Source organism: Marinitoga aeolica (assembly GCF_029910535.1).
Taxonomy (GTDB): domain Bacteria; phylum Thermotogota; class Thermotogae; order Petrotogales; family Petrotogaceae; genus Marinitoga; species Marinitoga aeolica.
In genome coordinates, this window is sequence record NZ_CP069362.1 from 1,339,727 (window position 1) to 1,363,111 (window position 23,385).

Here is a 23,385-nt window from a genome sequence, read left to right on the forward strand (position 1 = left end):
ATTTTGGAAAAAAGATTTGATTTTAAAAAAGAGACCGTTAATTATATTATAATAACAATTGGAACATTATTAACAGCGTTGGGGATTGTATTATTTCTTGATCCATTTTCTATAGTTGCTGGTGGTGTTAGTGGTCTCGCTATTGTGTTAAAAAGTTTGTTTGGATGGTGGCTGGGATTACAGATGTTAATTTATAATGTGATCCTTTTTGCTTTGGGATTTTGGTTATTAGGCGTAGGTTTTGGTTTTAAAAGTATTTATGCAGCATTACTATTGTCATTTTCAATTGACTATTTTGAACAGGTCTGGCATTTGGATTCGAAAATGAAGTCTTTGCTATTAAATTCTAATTTTAATATTGACCCGTTATTAATAAGTGCTATTTATGGTGGTGTTTTAGCTGGTATTGGTATAGGACTTGTCATATGGAGAAATGCCTCTACTGGAGGTACTGATATTATAGCAATGATAATAAACAAATATTTTCATATTTCAACTGGTAAAGGTCTTTTATTAGTTGATACATTGGTCACTATGTCAGCATTTTTGATTAATCCAATTGTTCCAATGTTTGGTGTTATAACTATCTTTGTAACTTCAAAAATGATAGATACTGTAGTTGAAGGATTTGAGGCAACAAGAACAGTGTTGGTTATAAGCGAAAAATATGATAAAATTAAAGAGATGATATTTGAAAAACTCGATAGAGGCGTTACTTTTTTAGAGGGCGAAGGAGGATATACATCAAAGGAGCGAAAAATTTTAATGGTTGTATTAACAAGAAGAGAAATTGGAGAATTAAGAAGGATAATAAAAAATGTTGATGATAAAGCATTTGTAAGTATATTCCCAAATTCGGAAACTTTAGGTTATGGATTTAAGAGGTTAAGATAGGAGGTTGAGTTGTGGACGACCCCAGTAGTTATAAGGATATTATTGTTATGATTTTGGAAATAGTGGGATTATTATTCTTATCAGCGTTTTTTTCTGCATCAGAAACGGCATTAACTTCTATGAGTAGGTTGAAGATAAAGGATTTAATAGAAAGTGAGGATGATGAAAAATCTAAAGAAAATCTTCACCATTTTTTACATCATCCTAATCAATTGTTAACTACAATTCTTGTAATGAATAATTTGGTAAATATTTTGGTTTCTTCTTTGACAACAGCTTTTATTATTGAATTGGTACCAGGAAATACAGGGAAAGCGGTAGGAATAGTTACTGGTGTTTTGACATTGATGATATTAATTTTTGGAGAAATAACGCCTAAAGTTTATGCGAGAGAAAATACGGAAAAATTTTTTAATATAGTATTTCCTGTAATTTCATTTTTAACCTATATATTAAAACCAATAATATGGTTACTGGTAAATATTTCTAATTTTTTCATTAAATTATTTGGTGGTGAAAAAATAAGTGAAGCTCCTTTTATAACAGAAGATGAAATAATGAATTATCTTGATATTGGGCATGAAGAGGGAGTTATAGAAAAAGATGAAAAGTTTATAATGAAAAGAGGCCTTGAATTAAAAGAAATTTCTGTAAAGGAAATAATGACTCCCAGGGTAGATATTATCGCTATACCAGAAGAAGATACTTTGAATGAATTGATCAAAATAATAAATGAGGAAGGATATTCAAGGATACCGATATATAAAGAATCAATAGATAATATAATAGGTGTTTGTTATGCGAAAGATGTATTTAAAATTCTTGAAAAAGAGGGTATAAATGAAGATGTTTTAGAAATAAATATAAAAAATATTATGCATAAAGTAGAATTTATTCCAGTAACCATGAAAGTTAAAGATGTAATGAAACTGTTTTTAGAAAAGCATACTCATATGGCTATAGTAGTTGATGAATATGGTGGAACAGCAGGGTTGGTAACTTTAGAAGATATATTAGAAGAATTAACAGGAGAAATATTAGATGAATATGATATAGTATCTGAAGAAATTAATATAGTGAAACTTGGTAAGAACATATATTTAGTTAATGGTACAACACCAATTAATGACTTAGAAAGAGAACTGGATTTAGAATTACCAGAAACTGATTTTGAAACAATAGGAGGATTATTATTAGAAGAATTTGAAAGATTTCCAAAAGCCGGGGAAAAGATTACATTAGAAGGCGTAATTTTTGAAATAGTCTCTGTTTCAAAAAATAAAATTGATAAGGTTAAAATTACCGTTAAGGAGGATTTTAATGAAAACAAATCAAGAGAAGGTTGAATTATTATATGAAAAAGCCAAAGAAGCTTTAAATAATTCATATTCACCCTATTCAAAATTTAAAGTTGGAGCTGCTTTAATAACAAAAAGTGGTAAAATATACACAGGCACAAATGTTGAAAATGCATCTTATGGATTATCAATGTGTGCAGAAAGAATAGCGATATTTAAGGCGATATCAGAGGGAGAAAAAGATTTTGAAACATTAGTTGTAATTGGTGATACTGAAAAACCAATAAGTCCATGTGGTGCATGCAGACAGGTTATTGCGGAGTTTGGTGTTGATGAGGTTATACTAACAAATTTAAAAAAAGATTTCAAAGTTATGAGTGTTGAAGAACTGCTTCCATATGGTTTTTCTGGGGAAGAATTAGATGATAAAAATACTAATAATAGATGAAAATGAAGATCATCGTTATTTCTTAAAATATTTATTTTCAAATGAAAATGAAATTTTAAAAGCATTGGAGTTCAACGAAGAGTTTAAGGTATATGAAGCAAAGAATGGATTAGAAGGTATAAAAATGGCTCAATTGTATGAGCCAAATGTTGTTATATTAGAAGAGAAATTACCTGAAATGAGTGGGATTAAAGTTTGTGAAAGATTAAAATTAATAAAAAGGGATTTTGATATTCCTATAATATTTTTCACAGCAGTAAATGATTTAAACACCAAAGAAAGAGCTTTTCAAATTGGAGCATCAGATTATATTGTGAAACCAGCTCATCCATATGAAATTTTAATAAGGGTAAAGAAACATCTTGATTTTTATAATACTCAAAAAAAGTTAAAACAAACATTGGAAAACTATGAGAAGGATTTAAAAATAGCGAGAAATGTTCAAAAAAATTTATTGCCAAAAATAAAGAAAATTAATAATATTGTGTTTGACTATATATATATTTCATCGCATAATACTTCCGGAGATATGCTTGAAATAATTCCTATGACAAGCAATAAAATCTTTGCATATATATATGATATATCCGGACATGGGGTAACTTCTGCCCTTTTATCTATAATTGTTAAACAAGAAATAGATAGAATAATAAATAATGATAAACTGACAGATTTAAAAGAAATAATATTAAAGTTAGAAGAAAGTGTAAAGGAATATTTTTTTGATGGTAGATATTTTACAGGTATTTTTTCTATAATATCAGAAAATAATATTGAATATGTAAATTTAGCCCATAGAGAAGTAATATTTTTAAAAAACAACAATATTGAATATGATAACAGAACTGATTTTCCGCTGGGAGTAGGATTGATTAACGAAAATAATATAAATATATTTAAAAGAGAAATTGATAAAGATACGTTTGTTATATTTTATACTGATGGAATTTTAGATATGACAAATTTCACTGAAAAAGAATTGCATAATATTATGGTTGAAAAAGAGTATAAAAACATTAAAGAAATAATAGATACATTAAAGGAAGAAATAAGTAACCACCTTGACTGGAATTTTCCAAATGATGATATAACAGTGTTAGCATTAAAACAGGAGGAATGAATATGAATTTTGAAGAAAGAGTTTTAAATGAAGAAAAAGTATTTAAAGGAGTTTTGCTTGATGTAAGGAAAGCAACTGTTGAATTGCCAAATGGGAAAGAATCTACAAGAGAATTTGTTGTTCATCCTGGAGCGGTTGCAATTTTGCCAATTGAGAATAATAGCATATATTTAGTAGAACAATATAGATTTCCGATTGGAAAACAACTGTTGGAAATACCAGCGGGGAAATTTGATGAACCTGGTGAAGAACCGTTGGAATGCGGTAAGAGAGAATTAGAAGAAGAAATAGGGAAAAAGGCAAATACATGGACATATTTGGGATATATTCATACAACACCAGGATTTTCTAATGAAGTAATTCATTTATACATGGCAAAAGATTTTGAAGAATCTAAAATGAATTTGGACGAAGATGAATTTTTAGAGGTAAAAAAAATAAAGATATCAGATTTTGAAAAAATGATATTAAACAATGAAATAACAGATGCTAAGACAATAGCAGCATATACAAGAGCTAAATTACTAGGAGGGATATAAAAATGAGCGTTAGGGTAAGATTTGCACCAAGTCCAACAGGATTTTTACACGTAGGAGGAGCAAGAACCGCATTATATAATTATCTTTTTGCAAAAAAACACAATGGCGTGTTTGTATTAAGAATTGAAGATACAGATATTGAGAGATCAACAAAAGAATCAGAAAATCAATTGATTGAAGCTTTGACATGGTTAGGTTTAGATTGGGATGAAGGTCCTAATGTAAAAGGGGAATATGGTCCATATAGGCAAAGTGAAAGAACATATATATATAAACAAATGACAGAAAAATTAATTAATGAAGGGAAAGCATATTATTCATATGTATATCCAGAAGAAATGGAAGAGATAAAAGAAAAATTAGCCAAAGAAGGTAAACCGCCACATTATTCATATGAATTATTAGAACCATACAATACAGAAGAAAGAAAAAAAGAATTTGAAGAAAAAGGTTTAAATCCAGTTGTATTTTTTAAGATGCCAAGAAAACCATTTTCTATTAATGATTTAATAAAAGGACCAGTTACATTTGGTGAAGGGGCTATAGGTGATTTTATCATTATGAGAAGCAATGGGTTACCAACATATAACTATGCAGTAGTTATAGATGATATGACAATGGAAATTACCCATGTTATTCGTGGAGATGATCACTTATCCAACACATTAAGACAGGTTGCATTATATGAAGCATTTGGGGTTAAAGTTCCAGAATTTGCACATGTCTCAATGATTTTAGGTCCAGATGGTAAAAAATTATCTAAAAGACATGGAGCAACATCTGTAGAAGAGTTTAGAAATAAAGGGTATTTGCCAGAAGCATTGGTAAATTATTTAGCATTATTAGGTTGGTCTCACCCTGAAGGGAAAGAAATAATGCCATTATCAGAAATGATAGAGAACTTTGATTTAAACAGAGTAAATTCAAGTCCTGCTATTTTTGATAATGAAAAATTAAAATGGATGAATGGAGTATATATAAGAAATGCAAATTTAGAAAGAATTGTAAAATTATCAAAACCATTTATATTGGAAAAAGAACTATTAACAGAAGAACAATTTGAAAATAATAAAAAATGGGTAACAGAAGCAGTCGATATTGTAAGAGAATCTGTTGAAGATTTATCTCAAATTCCTGCTAAATTGGAAATATTCTTAAAAGATTTTGAAGTAGATCTTGAAGATGAAGAATTAAAAGAATTTTTAGATGCAGAAGGTGTAAAAAACACAATAAAATTAATACATGAAAAGGTATTAAATGATCCTGATTGGAAAGTAGAAACTATATTAAAAAATATTAAAGAAGCTATGAAAGAAGCAAAACCTAAGAAAAAACCTTTCTATATGTCATTAAGAAAAATCTTGACAAATTCTTTTGAAGGACCAGATTTAGTAAAAACCATTCATTTAATTGGAAGGACAAGAGTCCTTCAAAGATTGGAAAGAGTGGTGGCAAAATGGTGAAAAAAATAAAAATATTTGATACATTAAAAGGGGAATTAGTTGATTTTGAACCTATAGAAAAGAATCATGTGAGAATGTATGTTTGTGGTCCAACAATATACAATTTAATACATGTGGGAAATGCAAGACCTATGATAGTTTTTGATGCTTTTAGAAGATTTCTTGAATACGCTGGATATAAAGTAACGATGGTTCAGAACTTTACAGATATTGATGACAAAATAATAAATAAGGCTAATGAAGAAGGAGTTCCTTTTGAAGAAATTGCGGAGAGATATATAGTTGAATATTGGAAGGATTCATATTATTTAAGAATTAGACCTGCAAATTATCATCCAAAAACATCAAATTATGTATCAGAAATTATAGAATTCATTGAAGATCTGATAAATAAAGGATTTGCTTATGAATCTGAAGGTGATGTTTATTTTAACGTATCAAAATTTGAAAAATATGGAGAATTATCTCATAGAAAACCTGAAGATATGATAGCAGGTTCAAGGATTGAAATATCAGATAAAAAGAAGAATCCGTTAGACTTTACATTATGGAAAGCTGCAAAAGAAGGAGAACCATATTGGGAAAGTCCATGGGGTAAAGGAAGACCAGGTTGGCATATAGAATGTTCTGTTATGTCTAATTGTTTATTAGGTGATTCATTTGATATACATGCTGGTGGAAATGATTTAATATTTCCTCATCACGAGAATGAAAAAGCTCAATCAGAAGCAAGACATGGAAAAACATTTGCAAAATATTGGATGCACAATGGTATGATAAGATTTTCTGGTGAAAAAATGTCAAAATCTATTGGAAATATCTGGTTGGTAAGGGAATTGATAAAAGCATATGACGCTGATACTATAAAAACATTTATATTATCTAAACATTATAGATCACCACTTGATTTTACAGAAGAGGGTTTAAATGCTCAAAAGAAAGCCGTTAAAAGAGTAAATGAGGCATTAAAAAGAGTGGAAGAAAAATACGAAGAACATGTTCCATATATACCAAAATCAGAATATATGAAGAAAAGAATAGAAGAATTTGTGGATTATTTGGCCACAGATTTTAATACACCTAAGGCTATAGCTTTAATATTTGATCTTGTTAACGAACTAAATAAAGCATTTGATGAAAATAACGAGCAAAGAGTATTAGAAACATATCATTTAATAAGAAATGAATTTGGGCCAGTTTTAGGAATTTTTGAATTACCAACAAAAGAAGAAAAAGCTTTAAAGACAGAAGAATTAATGAATATATTGATTGATGTTAGAAATACTTTAAGAAAAGAGAAGAATTTTCAATTAAGTGATTATATAAGAGATACATTGAAAAATATTGGAATAACATTAAAAGATACACCAGAAGGAACTAAATATACAATTGACTAAAAATAATCCCACCAATTTTTGGTGGGATTATTTTTGTTTTTTATGAAAAAAACTTCATTGAAAATTTGACAAGTGCAAAAAATGTGTTATAATTGTAAAGAAATAGAAAAATGGAGGTAGGGTGATGAACTGCGAAAATGATATTTTATCTAATTTTGAGCTAATGGCAGAATTATCATTAAAATTAACAGGAGAAGAAAATGAAAAGGAATTTATGAAAAAACTTTTATCTGTTGCAATTGAAAGTATTCCGGAAGCAGAAGCTGGAACAATTTGGCTTATTGATAATACGCTATATAAAGCGGTGGTGGGATATAATTATAATGATGATGTTGTCGAAAATCTTGTTGTTCCCCTTGAAGATTCATATATATATAAATATATGAATTCTATGGATATTATAGAGATTGATTCGTTTGAAGAGTTTAAAAGCCCATCAAGATTGTTCAAAGAAAATTTAAAGGTATTACATGCAAAACATGAAACAATGATAACTCTTGCATATCCATTAAAAGTAGGAAATACTATAAAAGGACACATATACATAGATAATTTTCAATTAAAAAAATTCAGTGAGACCGCAAAAAAATCATTAAAAATATTTGGCAGTTTTGCTTCTACTTTTTTAACATTAAAATCTTTACGTGATGAAGAGAAAAAAGCAAATGAATTAAATAGAATATATTTAAGTTTTATTACTCATGAAGTAAGGACTCCATTAACTGCAATTTTAGGATATGCAGAGAGTATATTAAGAGGGAAAGAGGATTTTTCTAAAGAAGAAGTTGTGGATCTTGTAAAAAGAATATATTTAAGTTCTAAACACATGAATTCTTTAATTTCAGATTTGTCAACTTTTAATAAATTAAATAGAGAAGAAGAATTGAATATCAATGAATTACATTTAAAATTTCTTGTATATGAATCAATCTCTATTGTTGAACCGCAGTTGTCTCCAGATGTTGAATTGAATATTAAATTTGGCGAAAACATTCCTGAAATGATAGAAACAGATCCCATTAAAATGAAACAAATATTGGTAAATATAGTGGGAAATGCAATAAAATACACGGATGAAGGATATGTTAATGTATATATAGATTTTGATAGAAAAACAAAAGAGTATATTATCCTTGTAAAAGATAGTGGTCCAGGCATGCCAAAAGAAAAATTAGAAGAAATTTTTAAGCCTTTTGTTAGATTAGCTAAAAATAAACCTGGTAGTGGTTTAGGGTTGGCCATTGTAAAAAAATTAATAGAAAAGCTAAAAGGAAGAATTCATATTAATTCTGAAATTAATAAAGGTACTACAGTAGAGCTTAGATTTCCACAACGTATAAGTTAATAATAAAATAATCAAAATAATATTCGCTCATATTGTTTTTTCATATTTTATTTTGTCAACAGTCTATAATAAAATCAGGAAGCTTTTTAAGCTTCCTGATTTTATTAAGTATTAGCCTTTTTTATCAAGAGCTAATTTTTCTTCATTATCGGCATATCTTCTCATTCTTGTTTCGTAATTATAAACACCTCGTTTGGAAGGATATTTTTCAGCATAACCTCTTTCGTACCATAATTTATCTGCATATGGTTTCCAGCCTTCTGCTAATTTATCTATCTCAGGAGCTAATACTGTAATTGTTCTTTCGCTACCTGGATGTTGAGGTATGGCATTGAATTTTTTAACCATTGATCTAAATACTTTTGGATTATCAATAATTGGACATGGTCTGAATAAATTATTTGAATATGGTATTGTTCTCTTATATGCTTCAAAGAATGGAGATTTTAATATTTCTATTATAGATTTTTCTCTTATGTTATCAACTGCAAATTGTTGGAATACACATGGTTCAACATATCCTTTTGCATTGATGTGCAAGTATTTTGCGCCTGCTGCTAAACAACCATGTGTTAAGAATCCGTGGTTCCAGAAGTCTGCAACAAATGCAAAGTCTCCACCAAGTCTTTCTCTTTCTGTTACTTCAAATCTTTCATATCTTTGTTCTGGAGTTGGAACAAGATCCATGGTTGCATCCATACCTACAGGCATAAATTGATATATCCATACATATGCAACATTATGATCTTTTAAGAATTGCCAGAATTCATCGCTCATTATTAAATCATGATTCTTCCTTGTTGCTGTTACTGATGCTCCATATATTACACCGTATTTTGTTAATAATTCCCATGCATTTAATACTTTTTTGAATACTCCTTTACCTCTTCTCCAATCAGTCATTTCTTCAAATCCTTCAACTGATATAGAAAGTGTTGCATTACCTAATTCTGCTAATCTCTTTGCTTTTTCTTCTGTTATTAATGTTCCATTTGAATATATCATGAAATAAGAATCATTAAATTCTTCAAGCATTTCAAATAAATGTGGGTAAATAAATGGTTCACCACCAGTAATTACGAAGAAGTATATTCCTAAATCGTTAAATTGTCTAATTACACTAAATAATTCATCTTTGGATAATTGATATTTGTGTCCGTATAATCCAGCATAACACCCAACACATCTTAAATTACATGCATATGTAGGACTGATAACTGCTAATTTAGGTAATACAACTTTATGTTCGTGCATTTTTTCCTGCCTTACCTTTTCACCAATAGCAAATTCGTTGATAATGAGATTATTAATAACTTTTTCTACAACTTTAGGATTTGATCTTTTAAATAAATTTGACCAGTTAACAAGCATTGGATCACGGTTTTCAGCACCTTCTGCTAATTTTCTTAAACCACTTTTTGCTGGTTCTTTTGCTAAGTTGGAAAGTGTTCTTAATAACTTTGCTAAATCTTCAACATCAGAATTTCTTACAACGTTAGTTACCAATTTTGATGCCTGCTTTAACATCATGGTTTTCATACTGTCAAGGATTTTCATAAAAACCCCTCCTTTATGATATAATTTTTCCTATTATGTATTCTAAAGATGTACATAATTCTCCTTCTTTAAAATCAACACCAACAGATTTGTAAATACCAATCCCATCAATCATTGCCTGTAATATAATAGCAGTTGTTTTATTTGGAACAAATTCAGACCATAAATCAAATAATTGTGAATAATAATCATGAAATAAATCTCCGAGTTCTTTTAGCCTCTTTTTATCGTGAATAGAGTTGATTAAAATCTCAAAAAGTCTTAAAAGATCATCAGAAGGAAATTCCTTAATAATCTTTGAGTATAATTTAATAATAGCTTTTGCTTTTTCCTCTTTGGGAGTATCTTTTGGCAAAAGAGCACTAATATAGTTTTTTAAACGTTCTACCAATATACCAAAAGCGGTTATAATTAATGTATCTTTGCTATCAAAATATAGATATAATGTTCCTTTTGATACACCAGTTTCTCTGGCGACATCATCCATAGTAAAGTGAGATAATCCTTTATTTAAAATCAAATCTAAAGCATTTTCTGCTATTTTTTTCTTCTTTTGTTCTTTATATGCGTTTTTCTTATTTTTTGTATCTGCCACCATTTATAATCACCTCTATGACTGACTGGTTAGTCAATGATATTATAATACTTTTTACATTTCGTTTCAAATATGACAAAAAAAGTCATAAAATTAAACCGTCATATTTTATGATTATAAAAATACCAAGAATAAAAGATCTTCTAATGTGTAAAAACTGACTGACTGGTTAGTCAAATATATAACATAATAGCAAAAAAACTGTTACTAAAAAATAATAAAGAATAAAAATGAAATTAAAAATAAAATTTATTCAGACGCTTGATTGTTTTTCTGAGTTCGATTTCACTCAATTTTGCATCCGTACAAAATTGACCGGTTCCATATGTTATTTTTTTATCGATAATCTGAATGAGTTATATATTGATTTTTCTTATTTTTAGTGATATAATTATTTTGTAGAACCGCCGGGGGAGCTCCTAGGCCGGAGCTGAGATTAAGGTGGAAGCCTTAGACCCCAGCACCTGATCCGGGTAATACCGGCGTAGGGAGAGCGGAGTTAACAATAGATAAATTAACGCCTTCCAATGCCGGAAGGCGTATTTTTTTATAAAATTTTTAAGGAGGTAAGATATATGAAAAAAGTTTTGATGGTTTTAATTAGTATTTTAATTGTTAGTGCAGTTTTGGCAAATACTCTCACTGTATATGTTTATGACAGTTTGGATTGGATAAAGAAAGGAACTATTCAAAGGTTTGAAAATATGTATGGGGTAAAAGTGAATGTTGTTGTTTTAGGCGATGGTGGAAATGTTTTAGCAAGGTTAAAACTTGAAAAAAAGAATCCAAAGGCTGATGTAGTAATTGGGTTAGACCAATCATTATCTGTTTTAGCAATAAATGAAAATTTAGTAATTCCATATAAGCCATTGAATATTAATAAAATTAAAAATAATAGTTTGATTTATGACAAAACATATCATTTGATTCCTTATGATTATGGAGCAATTGCAATTGTTTATGATCCAGAGAAATTAAATGTTGTACCTAAAAGTTTTGAAGATTTAACTCAAATGAAGAAAAAACTAATTATAGAAGATCCAAGAACATCGTCTACAGGTCAAGCATTTTTATTATGGACTATTGCTGTATATAAAGATCAATGGAAAGATTTCTGGAAAAGGTTAAAACCAGCGATTTTAACTGTAACCCCTGGTTGGAGTGAAGCATTTGCAAAATTTGAATCTGGTGAAGCACCAATGATGGTAAGCTATGCTACGGATGGAGCTTATTCATACTATTATTATAAATCAACTAAATATAAAGCATTTATTCCAAAAGAAGGAGCATATGTTCAAATAGAGGGTGCTGGAATAGTAAAAGGAACAAAAAATTTAGAATTAGCTAAAAGATTTATAGAATTTTTATTATTTGATGATTTTCAAAAAAATGTCCCATTAAATCAGTGGATGTTTCCTGTAACCAATGTTAAAATGCCAGAAGCTTTTAATTATGCACTTATTCCAGAAAAGATAGTGACAATATCTTCTGAAGAAATGAATAAAAATATGGAAAAATGGCTTGAAGAGTGGGAAGAAATAATGTTACAATAATAAAACTGAACAGGCTATTTTGGTAGCCTGTTCAGTTTGTAGGCAAAGTTTAAAATAAAATAATTGAAATTGGAATCAAAATAAAACTCATTCAAACGCTTGATTGCTAATCTGAAAAAATTAATCATTCCCGGTTTCCGTTCAGACTCGCATCCATGCTCGGCTTCACTCAAAATCACATCCATGTGATTTTGGAAACCTCCATTCATAATTTTTTCAGGCAATCTTCGAGTTTTCATTCATTTTATTTTTGAATCCCAATATATTCAACTTCTTTTATATTCTTCCGGAAAATTTCATATATCTATATATTATTTTTTCATATTTTATTTTGTCAACAATTTGACAGGCTACTTTAGTAGCCTGTTTTTTGTTTGGAAATTAAAGTTTACTTGACATAATGTTAATAATCTTCTATAATTTAATTACGCGTGATAGGGGGGAGTATATGATTGCTAAAATCATAGCACTAATAATTTTTTTCTTTACTTATTATTTAATTATATTTGGAAAAGGAAATAAAGCAGTAATTGCTTTTAGTATGGGATTATTAATTTCTTTGGTAAAAGTTTCAGAAACTTTACGTGTTTCCAATGTGGGGGATTTTATAGATTTTAATACATTAGGTATTCTTCTTGGAATGATGATTGTTGTAGGAATACTTAAAACAACGGGTTTGTTTCAGGCAATAGCAATATATATTGTTCGAAAGTCGAAAGGAAATGTAATATCCATATTTATTTTTACAATGCTTGCAGTTGCAACTCTCTCCAGCTTTTTGGATAATGTAACAACATTAATACTTTTTTCTCCGGTTATTATATATATATGTCAAGAAATGGAGATTAAACCGGAAACATTTTTGTTTCCTATGATATTTTCGGCTAATATTGGTGGTACTGCGACAATGATAGGTGATCCTCCAAATATTTTAGTTGGTAGTGCGTCGGGAACAAGCTTTTTGGAATTTTTACTCATAATGTCTATACCTTCATTAATAGCACTTTTTTTATCTATAATATATTTTTTATCCATTCATAAAGAATTAAAAGTAATAGAAAAAAAGAAATTAGATAATTTAATGAAAGCCGATCCTAAAAAAGCTATTGTAGATTATGCATTATTAAAAAAAGGTTTACTTGTATTTGGACTGGTAATATTAGGTTTTTTTATACATGAGTATTTGGATTACGAAGCTGCATTAATAGCGTTGACAGGCGGAGCAGTAATGCTTATGATTTCAAAAAAAGATTTTGATGAAATTTCAGGTGAAGTAGAATGGGATACATTATTTTTCTTTGTAGGACTTTTTGCAATAGTAAAAGCACTTGAAGATGTTCATGTTATAGAAGATGTAACAAATTTGATATATAATTTTACTTCTCATCCCTATGTTTTATTAATAATAGTATTATGGGGAGCGGGTCTTTTAGCAGCTTTCATGGGTGCAGTTCCTGTTGTAACGATTTTTATCCCTATAGTTAGAGCTTTGATGGGAACATTCCCTCATAGTGAATTATTATGGTGGGCTTTAGCTTTAGGTGCAAGTTTTGGTGGTAATGGAACTATAAGTGGTGCAGCTTCAAATATGGTTATTGTTGGAATGATAGAAAGTAATTTTAATAGAAAAATTAAGTTTTTTGATTTTATGAAACTTGGAATGAAAATAGCTATTTTAGGGTTATTACTTTCATCATTATATTTATATGTATTAATAAAAATATAATGTTTTTAGATAGTAAAGGGGTGGAAAAATGGGATATGTTGTAAAAACTGATTTTGATATTATTAAAGTAAGTAAGGGTGAGCAATTTTTTAAAATAGCAGATGAATTACAAAAAAATAATAAGCATAAGATTCTTGCTATAAAATTTAATAATGAAATTAAGGAATTATGGAAAAAAATTCATGATAATGGTTATGCAAAACCAGTAGATATTACTTCAAATGAGGGTATGAGAATATATAGACGTGCATTACTTTTTATTATTTATATTGCTTTAAAAAGGCTACATAAAAAAGCTAATTTAGTAGTACATCATGCTATTGGACCTGGATTGTATTTTGAAATTAAAGGTATGCGAAATACTCAAAAAAATATAAATAAGTTAAAAGGAGAAATGAAAAAAGTAATCGATGAAAATATATTATTTGAAAAAATCACATTGAGTAAATTTGATGCTATAAAATATTTTAAAGAAGTTGAGGAACAAGATAAGGCATTATTATTTAAATATAGAAAAAAGACAACAGTAAAAGTATATAAATGTGAGGAGTATATAAATTATTTTTATGAGTATATGCCACCATCAACAGGATATATTGATAAATTCGATATTATTTCATATGACAAAGGATTTATATTATTGCATCCAACTAATATGAATCCAGATGAAATACCTGAGTTTAAACCATTACCTAAATTATCAGCAACGTTTATAGAATATAAAAAATGGCTTGATATATTAAATATCAAAAGTGTAGGGGAATTAAATTCATTAATAGCAAAAGGAGTAAAAAAAAGTGGTGAATTAATTAGGATTTCTGAAGCATTACATGAAAAAAAGTATGCAAATATTGCAGATGAGATAATTAAAAGAAAAAATGTTAGGTTGATATGTTTGGCAGGGCCCTCATCTTCGGGGAAAACCACAAGTGCAAAAAGAATAGCTCTTGAATTAAAAGTTCATGGTAAAGAACCACTCCAAATTTCATTGGATAATTATTATATGGATTACGAAAAAATCCCATTGACTCCCGATGGTAAAAAAGATCTTGAATCATTGAGAGCTTTAGATCTTGACTTGCTAAATAAAAATTTGAAGGATTTAATAGAGGGAAAAGAAGTTGAGTTACCATATTATAATTTTGTTACTGGAAAAAGAGAATGGACAGGAAAAAAAGTTAAGGTTGGCAAAAAGCAACCAATAATAATAGAAGGTATTCACGGTTTAAATGAAAAGCTCACAGAAAGTATTCCAAGAGATCAAAAGTTTAAGGTATACGTAAGTGCATTAATCCAAATGAATCTTGATGAAATGAATAGGATACCAACAACAGATACAAGATTAATTAGAAGAATAGTTAGAGATTATAATTTTAGAGGTGCAACAGCATTAAGAACATTGCAACTGTGGCCAGAGGTTAGAAAAGGTGAGGAAGAAAATATTTTTCCATATCAGGAAGAAGCTGATGTAATGTTTAATTCATATTTAATATATGAATTGCCTATATTAAAATTATTTGCAGAGCCTTTATTATTAGAAATAGATAATACATTACCGGAATATACCGAAGCAAAGAGACTATTAAGATTTTTGGATTATTTTTTGCCACTTCCAGCAATTAATGAAGTACCAAGAATTTCTGTTTTAAGAGAATTTATTGGTGATAGTGCCTTTGAATATTGATAAATATATCATTCAAACGCCGATTGCTAATCTGAAAAAATTAATCATGAACATCAGTTTGTAGACAAAGTGCAAAATAAAATAATCAAAACAATATTCGCTCATCTAGTGAAAATTCTTATTCCTCAAAAATGCTCATTCTCGCCTGGCGCTCAAACTCGCATCCGTGCTCGGTTTCGCTCAATTTTGCATCCATGCGAAATTGTCAGGCTCCATTCGCATTTTTTCGGGAATTTTCAAAGATTCACTCATATTATTTTTTAATATTTTATTTTGACAATAATTTAATATATATATATATATATCACTATTAAGTTTTTGATATTAAATTTTTATATAAATATGATATAATAAGTAAGGTATTAAACGAAGTTAGTTTTCTTTTAGATAATTTACGTAATTTAGAAAATTGTAAAGGTTTTGGAGGTTTTAATATGCCAGGATACGGAAGAGGTCAGGGAAGATTTAGAAGAGGATGGATAGAATCTTTTGTTCTTTTAATAATAGCAGAACAACCTGCTCATGGTTATGAAATTGCAAATAAATTATCCGATTTTGGGGTTATTTTAAATGGAATAGGACAGATGGGAAATTTATATAGAACTTTATCAAAGTTAGAAGATATGGGACTTGTTGTTACTGACTGGGATACAACAGATTCCGGTCCTTCAAAGAAAATATATAAAATTACAGAAGATGGTTTGATGTTCTTGAGGAATTCAAAAGAAGAATTTGAAGAATTTAAAAAAATTATAGAAGTTTTCATTCAAAGAGTATCTAAATTTGAAAAATAAGTGCCGAAAGGCACTTTTTTTGTTGACAAAGTACAAAATAAAATAATCAAAATAATATTTGCTCATCCAGTGAAAATTCTAATCATCAAAATTGGAATCAAAATAAAACTCATTCAAACGCTTGATTGCTAATCTGAAAAAATTACTCATTCTCGGTTTCCGTTCAGACTCGCATCCATGCTCGGCTTCACTCAAAATCACATCCATATGATTTTGGAAACATCCATTCATAATTTTTTCAGGCAATCTTCGAGTTTTCATTCGTTTTATTTTTGAATTCCAATAATATATTTGATTTAATTAGAGGAGGAATTTTCAAGGATTCACTCATATTATTTTTTCATATTTTATTTTGTCAACAGTCTGAAGTGCCGAAAGGCACTTTTTTTGTTGACAGAGAAAAATAAATATGATATAATTCACTCAGTGAATGAAAAATAAAACGATATTAATATATGGAGGGATGGAAATGAGTTTAATGGAAAAAATTCAAAACAAAACAGCTAAAATAGGGGTTATAGGTTTAGGATATGTTGGATTACCTTTAGCAGTAGAAAAAGCAAAAGCAGGATATAATGTAATAGGATTTGATGTTCAAGAAAAGAAGGTTGAAATGGTTAATAAAGGGATTAATTATATTGGAGATGTTGTTAATGAAGAGTTAGAAGATTTAGTAAAAACTGGAAAAATTACAGCAACTACTAATTTTGATGAATTAGCAAATTGTGATGCTGTAATGATTTGTGTCCCTACACCATTAGATAAATTCAAACAACCTGATTTACAGTATGTAGTAGCTTCTACAAAGGAAGTTGCAAAAAGATTACACAAGGACATGTTAATTACTTTAGAAAGTACAACATATCCAGGAACTACAGAAGAAGTAATGCTTCCTATTTTAGAAGAAACTGGATTAAAAGTAGGAAAAGATTTTTATTTAGCTTTTTCTCCAGAAAGAGTAGATCCAGGAAATTTAAGATTTAAAACAAAAAATACTCCAAAAGTAGTTGGTGGTGTAACTGAAGAATGTACAAAACACGCAAAAGCATTATATGAAAATGTCCTTGAAGCAGAAGTTTTTGCAGTATCTTCACCAAAAGAAGCAGAAATGGCAAAAATATTAGAAAATACATTTAGAATAGTGAATATTGCCTTGATTAATGAAATGGCAGTTGTTGCAAAAAAATTAGGAATTAATATATGGGAAGTTATAGACGCAGCCGCTACTAAACCATTTGGATTTATGCCGTTCTATCCTGGACCTGGTGTTGGAGGACATTGTATTCCAATAGATCCATTTTATTTAACGTATAAAGCAAGAGCTGTAGATTATCATACAAGGTTAATTGAAATGGCAGGAGAAATTAATGATGCAATGCCAGAATATGTTGTTTCAAGACTTCAGGATATTCTTAATGATAGGAAGAAATGTTTAAATGGAGCAAAAGTATTATTACTCGGTGTAGCATATAAAAATGATATTGATGATTTAAGAGAATCGCCAGCATTAAAGGTTATAGAACATTTAGAAAAGAAACATGCAGATATTATAATTCATGATCCATATATTCCAGAATTTAAACATGATGGTAAAGAATATAAAAGTGTGGAATTGACAAAAGAATTATTGGAAAATGTAGATGCAGTTGTTTTAACAACAGCGCATTCTAATATAGATTATGAATTTGTGTTAGAACATGCACCATTCTTATTTGATACGAAAAATAAAACTAAAAATATAGAAAAAAATAAAGAAAAAGTTATATTGTTATAATAATGTAAAGGAGATGTGCTGATGATTAGATTAGCTTTAATTGGATGCGGAAGAATTGCAACAAAAAAACATACAGAAGCAATTATAAAAAATAAAGAATTATTTGATCTTGTAGCAGTAGTTGATCCTGTGAAAGAAAAGGCAGAAAATGTAGCTAATATTATAGAAAATGCTGGATTAAAAAGACCTGAAGTATATACCGATTATAATGAAGTAATAAAAAGAGAAGATATTGATATGGTAACTATAGCAACAGAAAGTGGTTATCATTATCAAATATCAATAGATGCTATGAATAATAATAAACATGTTTTAGTTGAAAAACCAATGGCGTTATCAACAAAAGATATGGATCATATGATTCAATTATCAAAAGAAAAAGATTTAAAATTAGGTGTGTGTTTCCAAAATAGATTTAATCCACCAATTCAAGAAATGAGAAAGAAATTAGAGAATGGTGAATTTGGAGATTTATTACACGGTCAAATATCAATTAGATGGAATAGAAATAAATCGTATTACGAACAGGCACCTTGGAGAGGAACATGGGAATTAGATGGTGGCACATTAATGAATCAATGTACGCATGGAATAGATCTATTACAATGGACTTTTGGGGAAATAGAGGAAATAACGGGAAGAATTGAAAATTTCAATCATCCCTATATAGAAGCAGAAGATTTTGGAAGTGCTATTGTTAAATTCAAAAATGGTGCAGTTGGTATAATTGAAGGAACAGCAAATGTTTATCCTAAAAATTTAGAAGAAACATTATCTGTATTTGGTGAAAATGGGACTGTAGTTATAGGTGGCCTTGCAGTAAATAAAATAGAAACATGGAGATTTGAAAATGAAGATTCACATCCATTTCAAAATTTACCAGACCCTGATACTGTATATGGTGCAGGTCATGTGCCATTATATAGAGATTTCTATGATTCAATAGTAAATGATAGAAAACCATATGTTTCTGGTGAAGATGGCAAAAGAGCAGTTGAAATAGTTTTAGCTATTTATAAATCATCTAAAGAAGGAAAACCAGTTAAATTTCCATTTGAATTTTCAACAGAAGAAATGAAAGGATATTTTAAGAGGGTGAAAGAATGATTTCTGAATATGCACAAATTGATTATACAGTTGAAATGGGGCATAATATTGAAATTGAAGAAAATGTTATTATAGAAGAAAATGTAAAATTAGGAAATAATGTTGTTATTAAAAAGGATACTATTATAAAAAAGGGAAGCGTTATAGCAGATAATACAGTTTTGGGTAAAAAGCCATTTAAAGCTTCAAATTCTGCAGTAACTCAAGAAAAAGAATTAGAACCTTTAATAATAGGTGCATATGTAACAATAGGGGCAAATTGTGTGATATATAGAGGAGCAAAATTAGATAATTTTGTTTTTGTTGGAGATTTGGCAAGTATTAGAGAAGATGTAGAAATAGGTGAATATACTATTATTGGTAGAGGAGTTGCTGTAGAAAATAAAACTAAAATCGGGAAAAAGGTAAAAATAGAAACAAATGCATATATTACAGCATTATCTACAATAGAAGATTATTGTTTTGTAGCTCCTGAAGTTACATTTACTAATGATAATTTTTTAGGTAGAACAGAAGAAAGAAAAAAATATTTTAAAGGAGCTACATTAAGAAAAGGAGCAAGAATAGGAGCAAATTCAACAATTTTACCTGGAATTGAAATAGGTGAAGATGCACTTGTTGCTGCAGGTTCTGTGGTAACAAGAAATGTGCCTCCAAAGAAGATTGTTATGGGTAGTCCTGCAAAGATTTACAAGGACGTGCCAGAAGAACAATTACTTGAAAATCAAAGTTATTATAAAGAGGTGTAATTTTTACACCTCTCAGTTTGTAGACAAACTCAAAATTAAATACAAAGTATTTTCAAAAATAATATTCACTCATACGGAAAATTCTAAATCCTCAAAAATATTCATTCCCGGCGGGCGCTCAAACGCACATCCTGATTGGTTTCGCTTAAAATCACATCCATGTGATTTTATCCGCCTTCATTCATATTTTTTCGGGAATTTTCAAGTATTCGTTCATATTATTTTTTTAGAAAACACTTTGTCAACAGTCTGAGAGGTGTAATTTTTACACCTCTTTTTTTATTGATAATTTGTAATACTCTTGTATCCACGCAATGGTATCTTTTAAACTTTCATATAAAGGTCGTGGATTATATCCAAAATCTTTTTCTGCTTTTTTATGAGAAAATTTATAATATCTAAGAAGTGTATGGACGCTATAAGGGCTAAGTGAAAGATTTTTTCTTGAAGAAGAAAGATAATTAAATAATGTTAAGTAAGATACAAAATAAGCACTTGAAGGATTAATGAATTTTATTTTGTAATTTTTCTGGGTAATTTGATTTAGATAATAGAAAATTTTTCTCATTGTTATATTTTCTCCGCTTAAAATATAAATCTCACCGTTCTTTCCATATTTAGCTGCTTTAATTATTCCGTTAGCCACATCTCTTACATCAACAAAATCAAAAGCTCCATCAACGCAATATTTTAAATTTCCTTCTAAAAAAGATTTAAAAACTTTTCCAATTTCTGAAAATTTATAATCATATGGTCCAATAACTCCGCTTGGGCAAACAATTGTAGCATTGATTTCATTATTTTTTACAGCATTAAAAACTTTTAATGTTGCAATGGCTTTTGATTTTCCGTATGCACCAGAAGTTAAATCTGGATCAATAGGAGTATTTTCATCTATGGTAGCTCCTTTTTCTATTTCTGCAAAAGCATGAACGGAACTAACGTATAATAATTTCTTTACGTTAGTTTCTTTCATAGCTTTAATTATATTTTCAACACCATTGATATTTACAGAATATACTAAATCATTTTTCCATGGAAGTATAGAAATAATTGCAGCAAGATGATATATAATATCAACATCTTTGCTTGCTTCTCTTATATCATTATAATTTCTAATATCACCATAATAAATTTCAATTTCCATATCATCAAAAATACTTGTATCTTCGTTTGGCAATACAAAAATCCTTATTTTTTCTCCAACTTCATATAACTTTTTTACTAATACATTTCCAATATGGCCAGTTGCACCCGTAATAAGTACCATATTAGTCACTCCTTAAGTTGTTATAAATTTTAATTATTTTATAAAAACCTTCTGAAATGATTTTGAAATCACCATCTGAAACACGAGACATAAAATCTTCAAACATCAATTTGAAGTTGTTTAATGTTTCATTAAACACAGTTTTTCCCTTATTTGTTAAATCTATTAATATAACTCGTCTGTCTGAATCATTTCTAACCCTTTTTACATAATTATTTTTTTCTAAATTATCGATAATATTTGTAATATTACTTTTGGTCGTAGAAAAATATTCTGCTAAGTAAGACATTTTTTGTGGTCCTTTTAGTCCAATGTATAAAACAATATAAAATTCCAAAGTTTTTAATTTTTCTGCTTCAGAAAAATCTGTAATAACTTTTGTAAAATTAGACATAAAATCAAAGGTTAATTCAAAAGTGTCTTTAAAATCTAAATTCATGATTTTCACTCCTTTATAAATAGTCAATTATTTAGACTATTAAAAAAATAAATAGTTCAAAAAATGAATAATTAAATAAAAAAATAATCGGATGGAATAACCATCCGATTATTATAATTAAAAGTAAGCTTCTTCTCCGAATTCTGCTTTATCAAGCCCTTCTATTTCCGCTTCGCCACTAACTCTAATAGGAGTTATTTTATTTATTAACCATAATGCTACATATGTAAAGATAAAAGCATAAATTGAAACTACAGTAACAGCAACAAATTCTTTCCAGAAAAAGGAGGCATTTCCATAAAATAAGCCATTAGCGCCATTGGAATTTACTGCTTTTGTAGCAAATAATCCCAATAGAAGTATTCCAAGATAACCACCTACACCGTGAACACCCCATACATCAAGTGCATCATCCCAACCTTTTTTATTTTTATAAGAAACAGCTGCGTAACTGACAATTGAAGCTATTATTCCAATTAACATGGAAGATTGTATAGTAACATAACCAGCGGCTGGTGTAATAGTTGCTAAACCAGCGACTGCACCTGTTAACATACCCAAAATTTTTGGTTTCTTTTCAAAAATTACAGCTAAAATTAACCATGTTATAGCTGCAAAAGAAGCAGCAACATCTGTATTTAAAAAAGCATTAGCAGTTACAGCATCTACTCTTAATTCGCTACCAGCGTTGAAGCCATACCATCCAAACCATAACAATCCTGTTCCTAAAGCAACAAGAGGAATACTATGAGGCTTTGTATTAGCATTTTTTCTTTTACCGACAAAAAATACTGAAGCTAAAGCTGCTGCTCCAGCACTCGCGTGAACAACGATACCACCTGCAAAATCTAAAACGCCCCATTTTTGGAATAAACCGCCACCCCAAACCATGTGAACTAATGGGAAATAAACAAAAATTAGCCAGACAGTTAAAAATAACATATAAGCTTTAAATTTCACCCTGTCAGCAAAAGCACCAGTTATAAGAGCGGGAGTTATGATAGCAAACATCATTTGATAGGCGACAAAAACAATCATTGGAATACCCGTATTAGCCCCAAATGGAGTTGTAGTAGAAATTCCATGAAGGAATAAATATTTAAAATTACCTATTATTCCACCAATATCATTACCAAAACTCATAGTAAAGCCAAATGCTACCCATAAAATAGTAGTCCAACCCATAGAAACAAAACTCTGCATCATAATAGTCAAAACATTTTTTCGGCTAACTAAACCACCATAAAAAAATGCAAGACCTGGAGTCATAAGCATTACTAAACTTGTAGCAAGTAACATAAAAGCTGTGTTGCCAGTGTCAAACATCTTTTCACCCCTTTGCTAAATTTTTCCCACCCCCTGAAAGCTTGTGCAGGAAAATTATAGCTCTAATATAAAAGTAAATCAAGTTTAAAATTAGAAGAATTAAGAAAATTATCTGCCTTAATAACTGAAGATTAATTGTTATTAGTAGAGATATAAGTTTTTAACTGATTTGATTGTTGTAAGTAAATTTGAAAAAGTTAATTATTTTAAATCGAAATAAAAGTTAATTTTTGGTAAAATAAAGAATCTTTATATAGAAGATTAATTTTTTTTGCATAAAAAGTTTTTTATGGTAGAATATAAATTG

The 23,385-nt window shown here is 29.0% G+C and carries 20 protein-coding genes and 1 riboswitch; of the genes, 15 read left to right on the forward strand and 5 right to left on the reverse strand.

Annotated features, from left to right (window positions below):
• Positions 1–3: 3 nt before the first annotated feature.
• The 8 genes from JRV97_RS06310 to JRV97_RS06345 all read left to right on the forward strand — a co-directional run bounded on the left by JRV97_RS06310 (position 4) and on the right by JRV97_RS06345 (position 8,504).
• Complete coding sequence (locus JRV97_RS06310) at positions 4–894, forward strand: YitT family protein (protein ID WP_280997294.1); 891 nt, start codon at positions 4–6, stop codon at positions 892–894.
• 11 nt (positions 895–905) lie between these two features.
• Complete coding sequence (locus JRV97_RS06315; RefSeq protein WP_280997296.1) at positions 906–2,240, forward strand: hemolysin family protein; 1,335 nt, start codon at positions 906–908, stop codon at positions 2,238–2,240.
• Positions 2,215–2,640: a cytidine deaminase gene (locus tag JRV97_RS06320; RefSeq protein ID WP_280997298.1), complete on the forward strand. Its 426-nt coding sequence runs from the start codon at positions 2,215–2,217 to the stop codon at positions 2,638–2,640. The genes JRV97_RS06315 and JRV97_RS06320 overlap by 26 nt, the downstream gene beginning before the upstream one ends.
• Positions 2,615–3,760, forward strand: a complete 1,146-nt coding sequence (locus tag JRV97_RS06325; protein ID WP_280997300.1) for a SpoIIE family protein phosphatase — start codon at positions 2,615–2,617, stop codon at positions 3,758–3,760. Before JRV97_RS06320 ends, JRV97_RS06325 begins: the two co-directional genes overlap by 26 nt.
• Positions 3,761–3,762: 2 nt before the next feature.
• Positions 3,763–4,299, forward strand: a complete 537-nt coding sequence (locus JRV97_RS06330; protein ID WP_280997302.1) for an NUDIX domain-containing protein — start codon at positions 3,763–3,765, stop codon at positions 4,297–4,299.
• Positions 4,300–4,301: 2 nt separating this feature from the next.
• Positions 4,302–5,762, forward strand: coding sequence for a glutamate--tRNA ligase (gltX, locus tag JRV97_RS06335; protein WP_280997304.1), 1,461 nt, complete (start codon positions 4,302–4,304; stop codon positions 5,760–5,762).
• 5 nt (positions 5,763–5,767) lie between these two features.
• Positions 5,768–7,159, forward strand: coding sequence for a cysteine--tRNA ligase (gene cysS / locus JRV97_RS06340; protein WP_407081576.1), 1,392 nt, complete (start codon positions 5,768–5,770; stop codon positions 7,157–7,159).
• A gap of 124 nt (positions 7,160–7,283) precedes the next feature.
• Entirely contained in the window at positions 7,284–8,504 is a 1,221-nt protein-coding gene (locus tag JRV97_RS06345; protein ID WP_280997308.1) for a GAF domain-containing sensor histidine kinase, read from the forward strand.
• Positions 8,505–8,615: 111 nt separating this feature from the next.
• Here the strand turns inward: JRV97_RS06345 and JRV97_RS06350 are convergent, their stop codons facing one another.
• Both JRV97_RS06350 and JRV97_RS06355 read right to left on the reverse strand, forming a co-directional pair.
• Positions 8,616–10,061, reverse strand: a complete 1,446-nt coding sequence (locus JRV97_RS06350; protein ID WP_280997310.1) for a radical SAM protein — start codon at positions 10,059–10,061, stop codon at positions 8,616–8,618.
• A 13-nt stretch (positions 10,062–10,074) separates the two neighbouring features.
• Entirely contained in the window at positions 10,075–10,659 is a 585-nt protein-coding gene (locus JRV97_RS06355; RefSeq protein ID WP_280997312.1) for a TetR/AcrR family transcriptional regulator, read from the reverse strand.
• A gap of 396 nt (positions 10,660–11,055) precedes the next feature.
• A riboswitch (TPP riboswitch) is annotated at positions 11,056–11,165 on the forward strand.
• Between the two features lie 66 nt (positions 11,166–11,231).
• On the opposite strand from JRV97_RS06355, the gene JRV97_RS06360 reads away from it, so the two are divergent.
• From JRV97_RS06360 to JRV97_RS06390, 7 genes are all read left to right on the forward strand, one after another.
• Positions 11,232–12,209, forward strand: a complete 978-nt coding sequence (locus JRV97_RS06360; protein ID WP_280997314.1) for a thiamine ABC transporter substrate-binding protein — start codon at positions 11,232–11,234, stop codon at positions 12,207–12,209.
• A gap of 448 nt (positions 12,210–12,657) precedes the next feature.
• Positions 12,658–13,935 (forward strand): ArsB/NhaD family transporter, encoded by a 1,278-nt coding sequence (locus JRV97_RS06365; RefSeq protein ID WP_280997316.1) that lies wholly within the window; start codon positions 12,658–12,660, stop codon positions 13,933–13,935.
• Positions 13,936–13,963: 28 nt separating this feature from the next.
• Positions 13,964–15,619 (forward strand): nucleoside kinase, encoded by a 1,656-nt coding sequence (locus JRV97_RS06370; RefSeq protein WP_280997318.1) that lies wholly within the window; start codon positions 13,964–13,966, stop codon positions 15,617–15,619.
• 434 nt (positions 15,620–16,053) lie between these two features.
• Positions 16,054–16,413 (forward strand): PadR family transcriptional regulator, encoded by a 360-nt coding sequence (locus JRV97_RS06375; protein WP_280997320.1) that lies wholly within the window; start codon positions 16,054–16,056, stop codon positions 16,411–16,413.
• Positions 16,414–16,882: 469 nt separating this feature from the next.
• Positions 16,883–18,187, forward strand: a complete 1,305-nt coding sequence (locus tag JRV97_RS06380; RefSeq protein WP_280997322.1) for a nucleotide sugar dehydrogenase — start codon at positions 16,883–16,885, stop codon at positions 18,185–18,187.
• 21 nt (positions 18,188–18,208) lie between these two features.
• Positions 18,209–19,294, forward strand: a complete 1,086-nt coding sequence (locus JRV97_RS06385) for a Gfo/Idh/MocA family protein (RefSeq protein ID WP_280997324.1) — start codon at positions 18,209–18,211, stop codon at positions 19,292–19,294.
• Entirely contained in the window at positions 19,291–20,043 is a 753-nt protein-coding gene (locus tag JRV97_RS06390) for a DapH/DapD/GlmU-related protein (protein ID WP_280997326.1), read from the forward strand. Before JRV97_RS06385 ends, JRV97_RS06390 begins: the two co-directional genes overlap by 4 nt.
• A gap of 265 nt (positions 20,044–20,308) precedes the next feature.
• Here the strand turns inward: JRV97_RS06390 and JRV97_RS06395 are convergent, their stop codons facing one another.
• The 3 genes from JRV97_RS06395 to JRV97_RS06405 all read right to left on the reverse strand — a co-directional run bounded on the left by JRV97_RS06395 (position 20,309) and on the right by JRV97_RS06405 (position 23,078).
• Complete coding sequence (locus JRV97_RS06395; RefSeq protein WP_280997328.1) at positions 20,309–21,313, reverse strand: NAD-dependent epimerase/dehydratase family protein; 1,005 nt, start codon at positions 21,311–21,313, stop codon at positions 20,309–20,311.
• A 1-nt stretch (position 21,314) separates the two neighbouring features.
• The gene (locus tag JRV97_RS06400; protein ID WP_280997329.1) at positions 21,315–21,752 is read right to left on the reverse strand and encodes a MarR family winged helix-turn-helix transcriptional regulator; all 438 of its coding nucleotides are present in this window, start codon (positions 21,750–21,752) and stop codon (positions 21,315–21,317) included.
• A gap of 117 nt (positions 21,753–21,869) precedes the next feature.
• Positions 21,870–23,078 (reverse strand): ammonium transporter, encoded by a 1,209-nt coding sequence (locus JRV97_RS06405; RefSeq protein ID WP_280997330.1) that lies wholly within the window; start codon positions 23,076–23,078, stop codon positions 21,870–21,872.
• Positions 23,079–23,385: the final 307 nt, after the last annotated feature.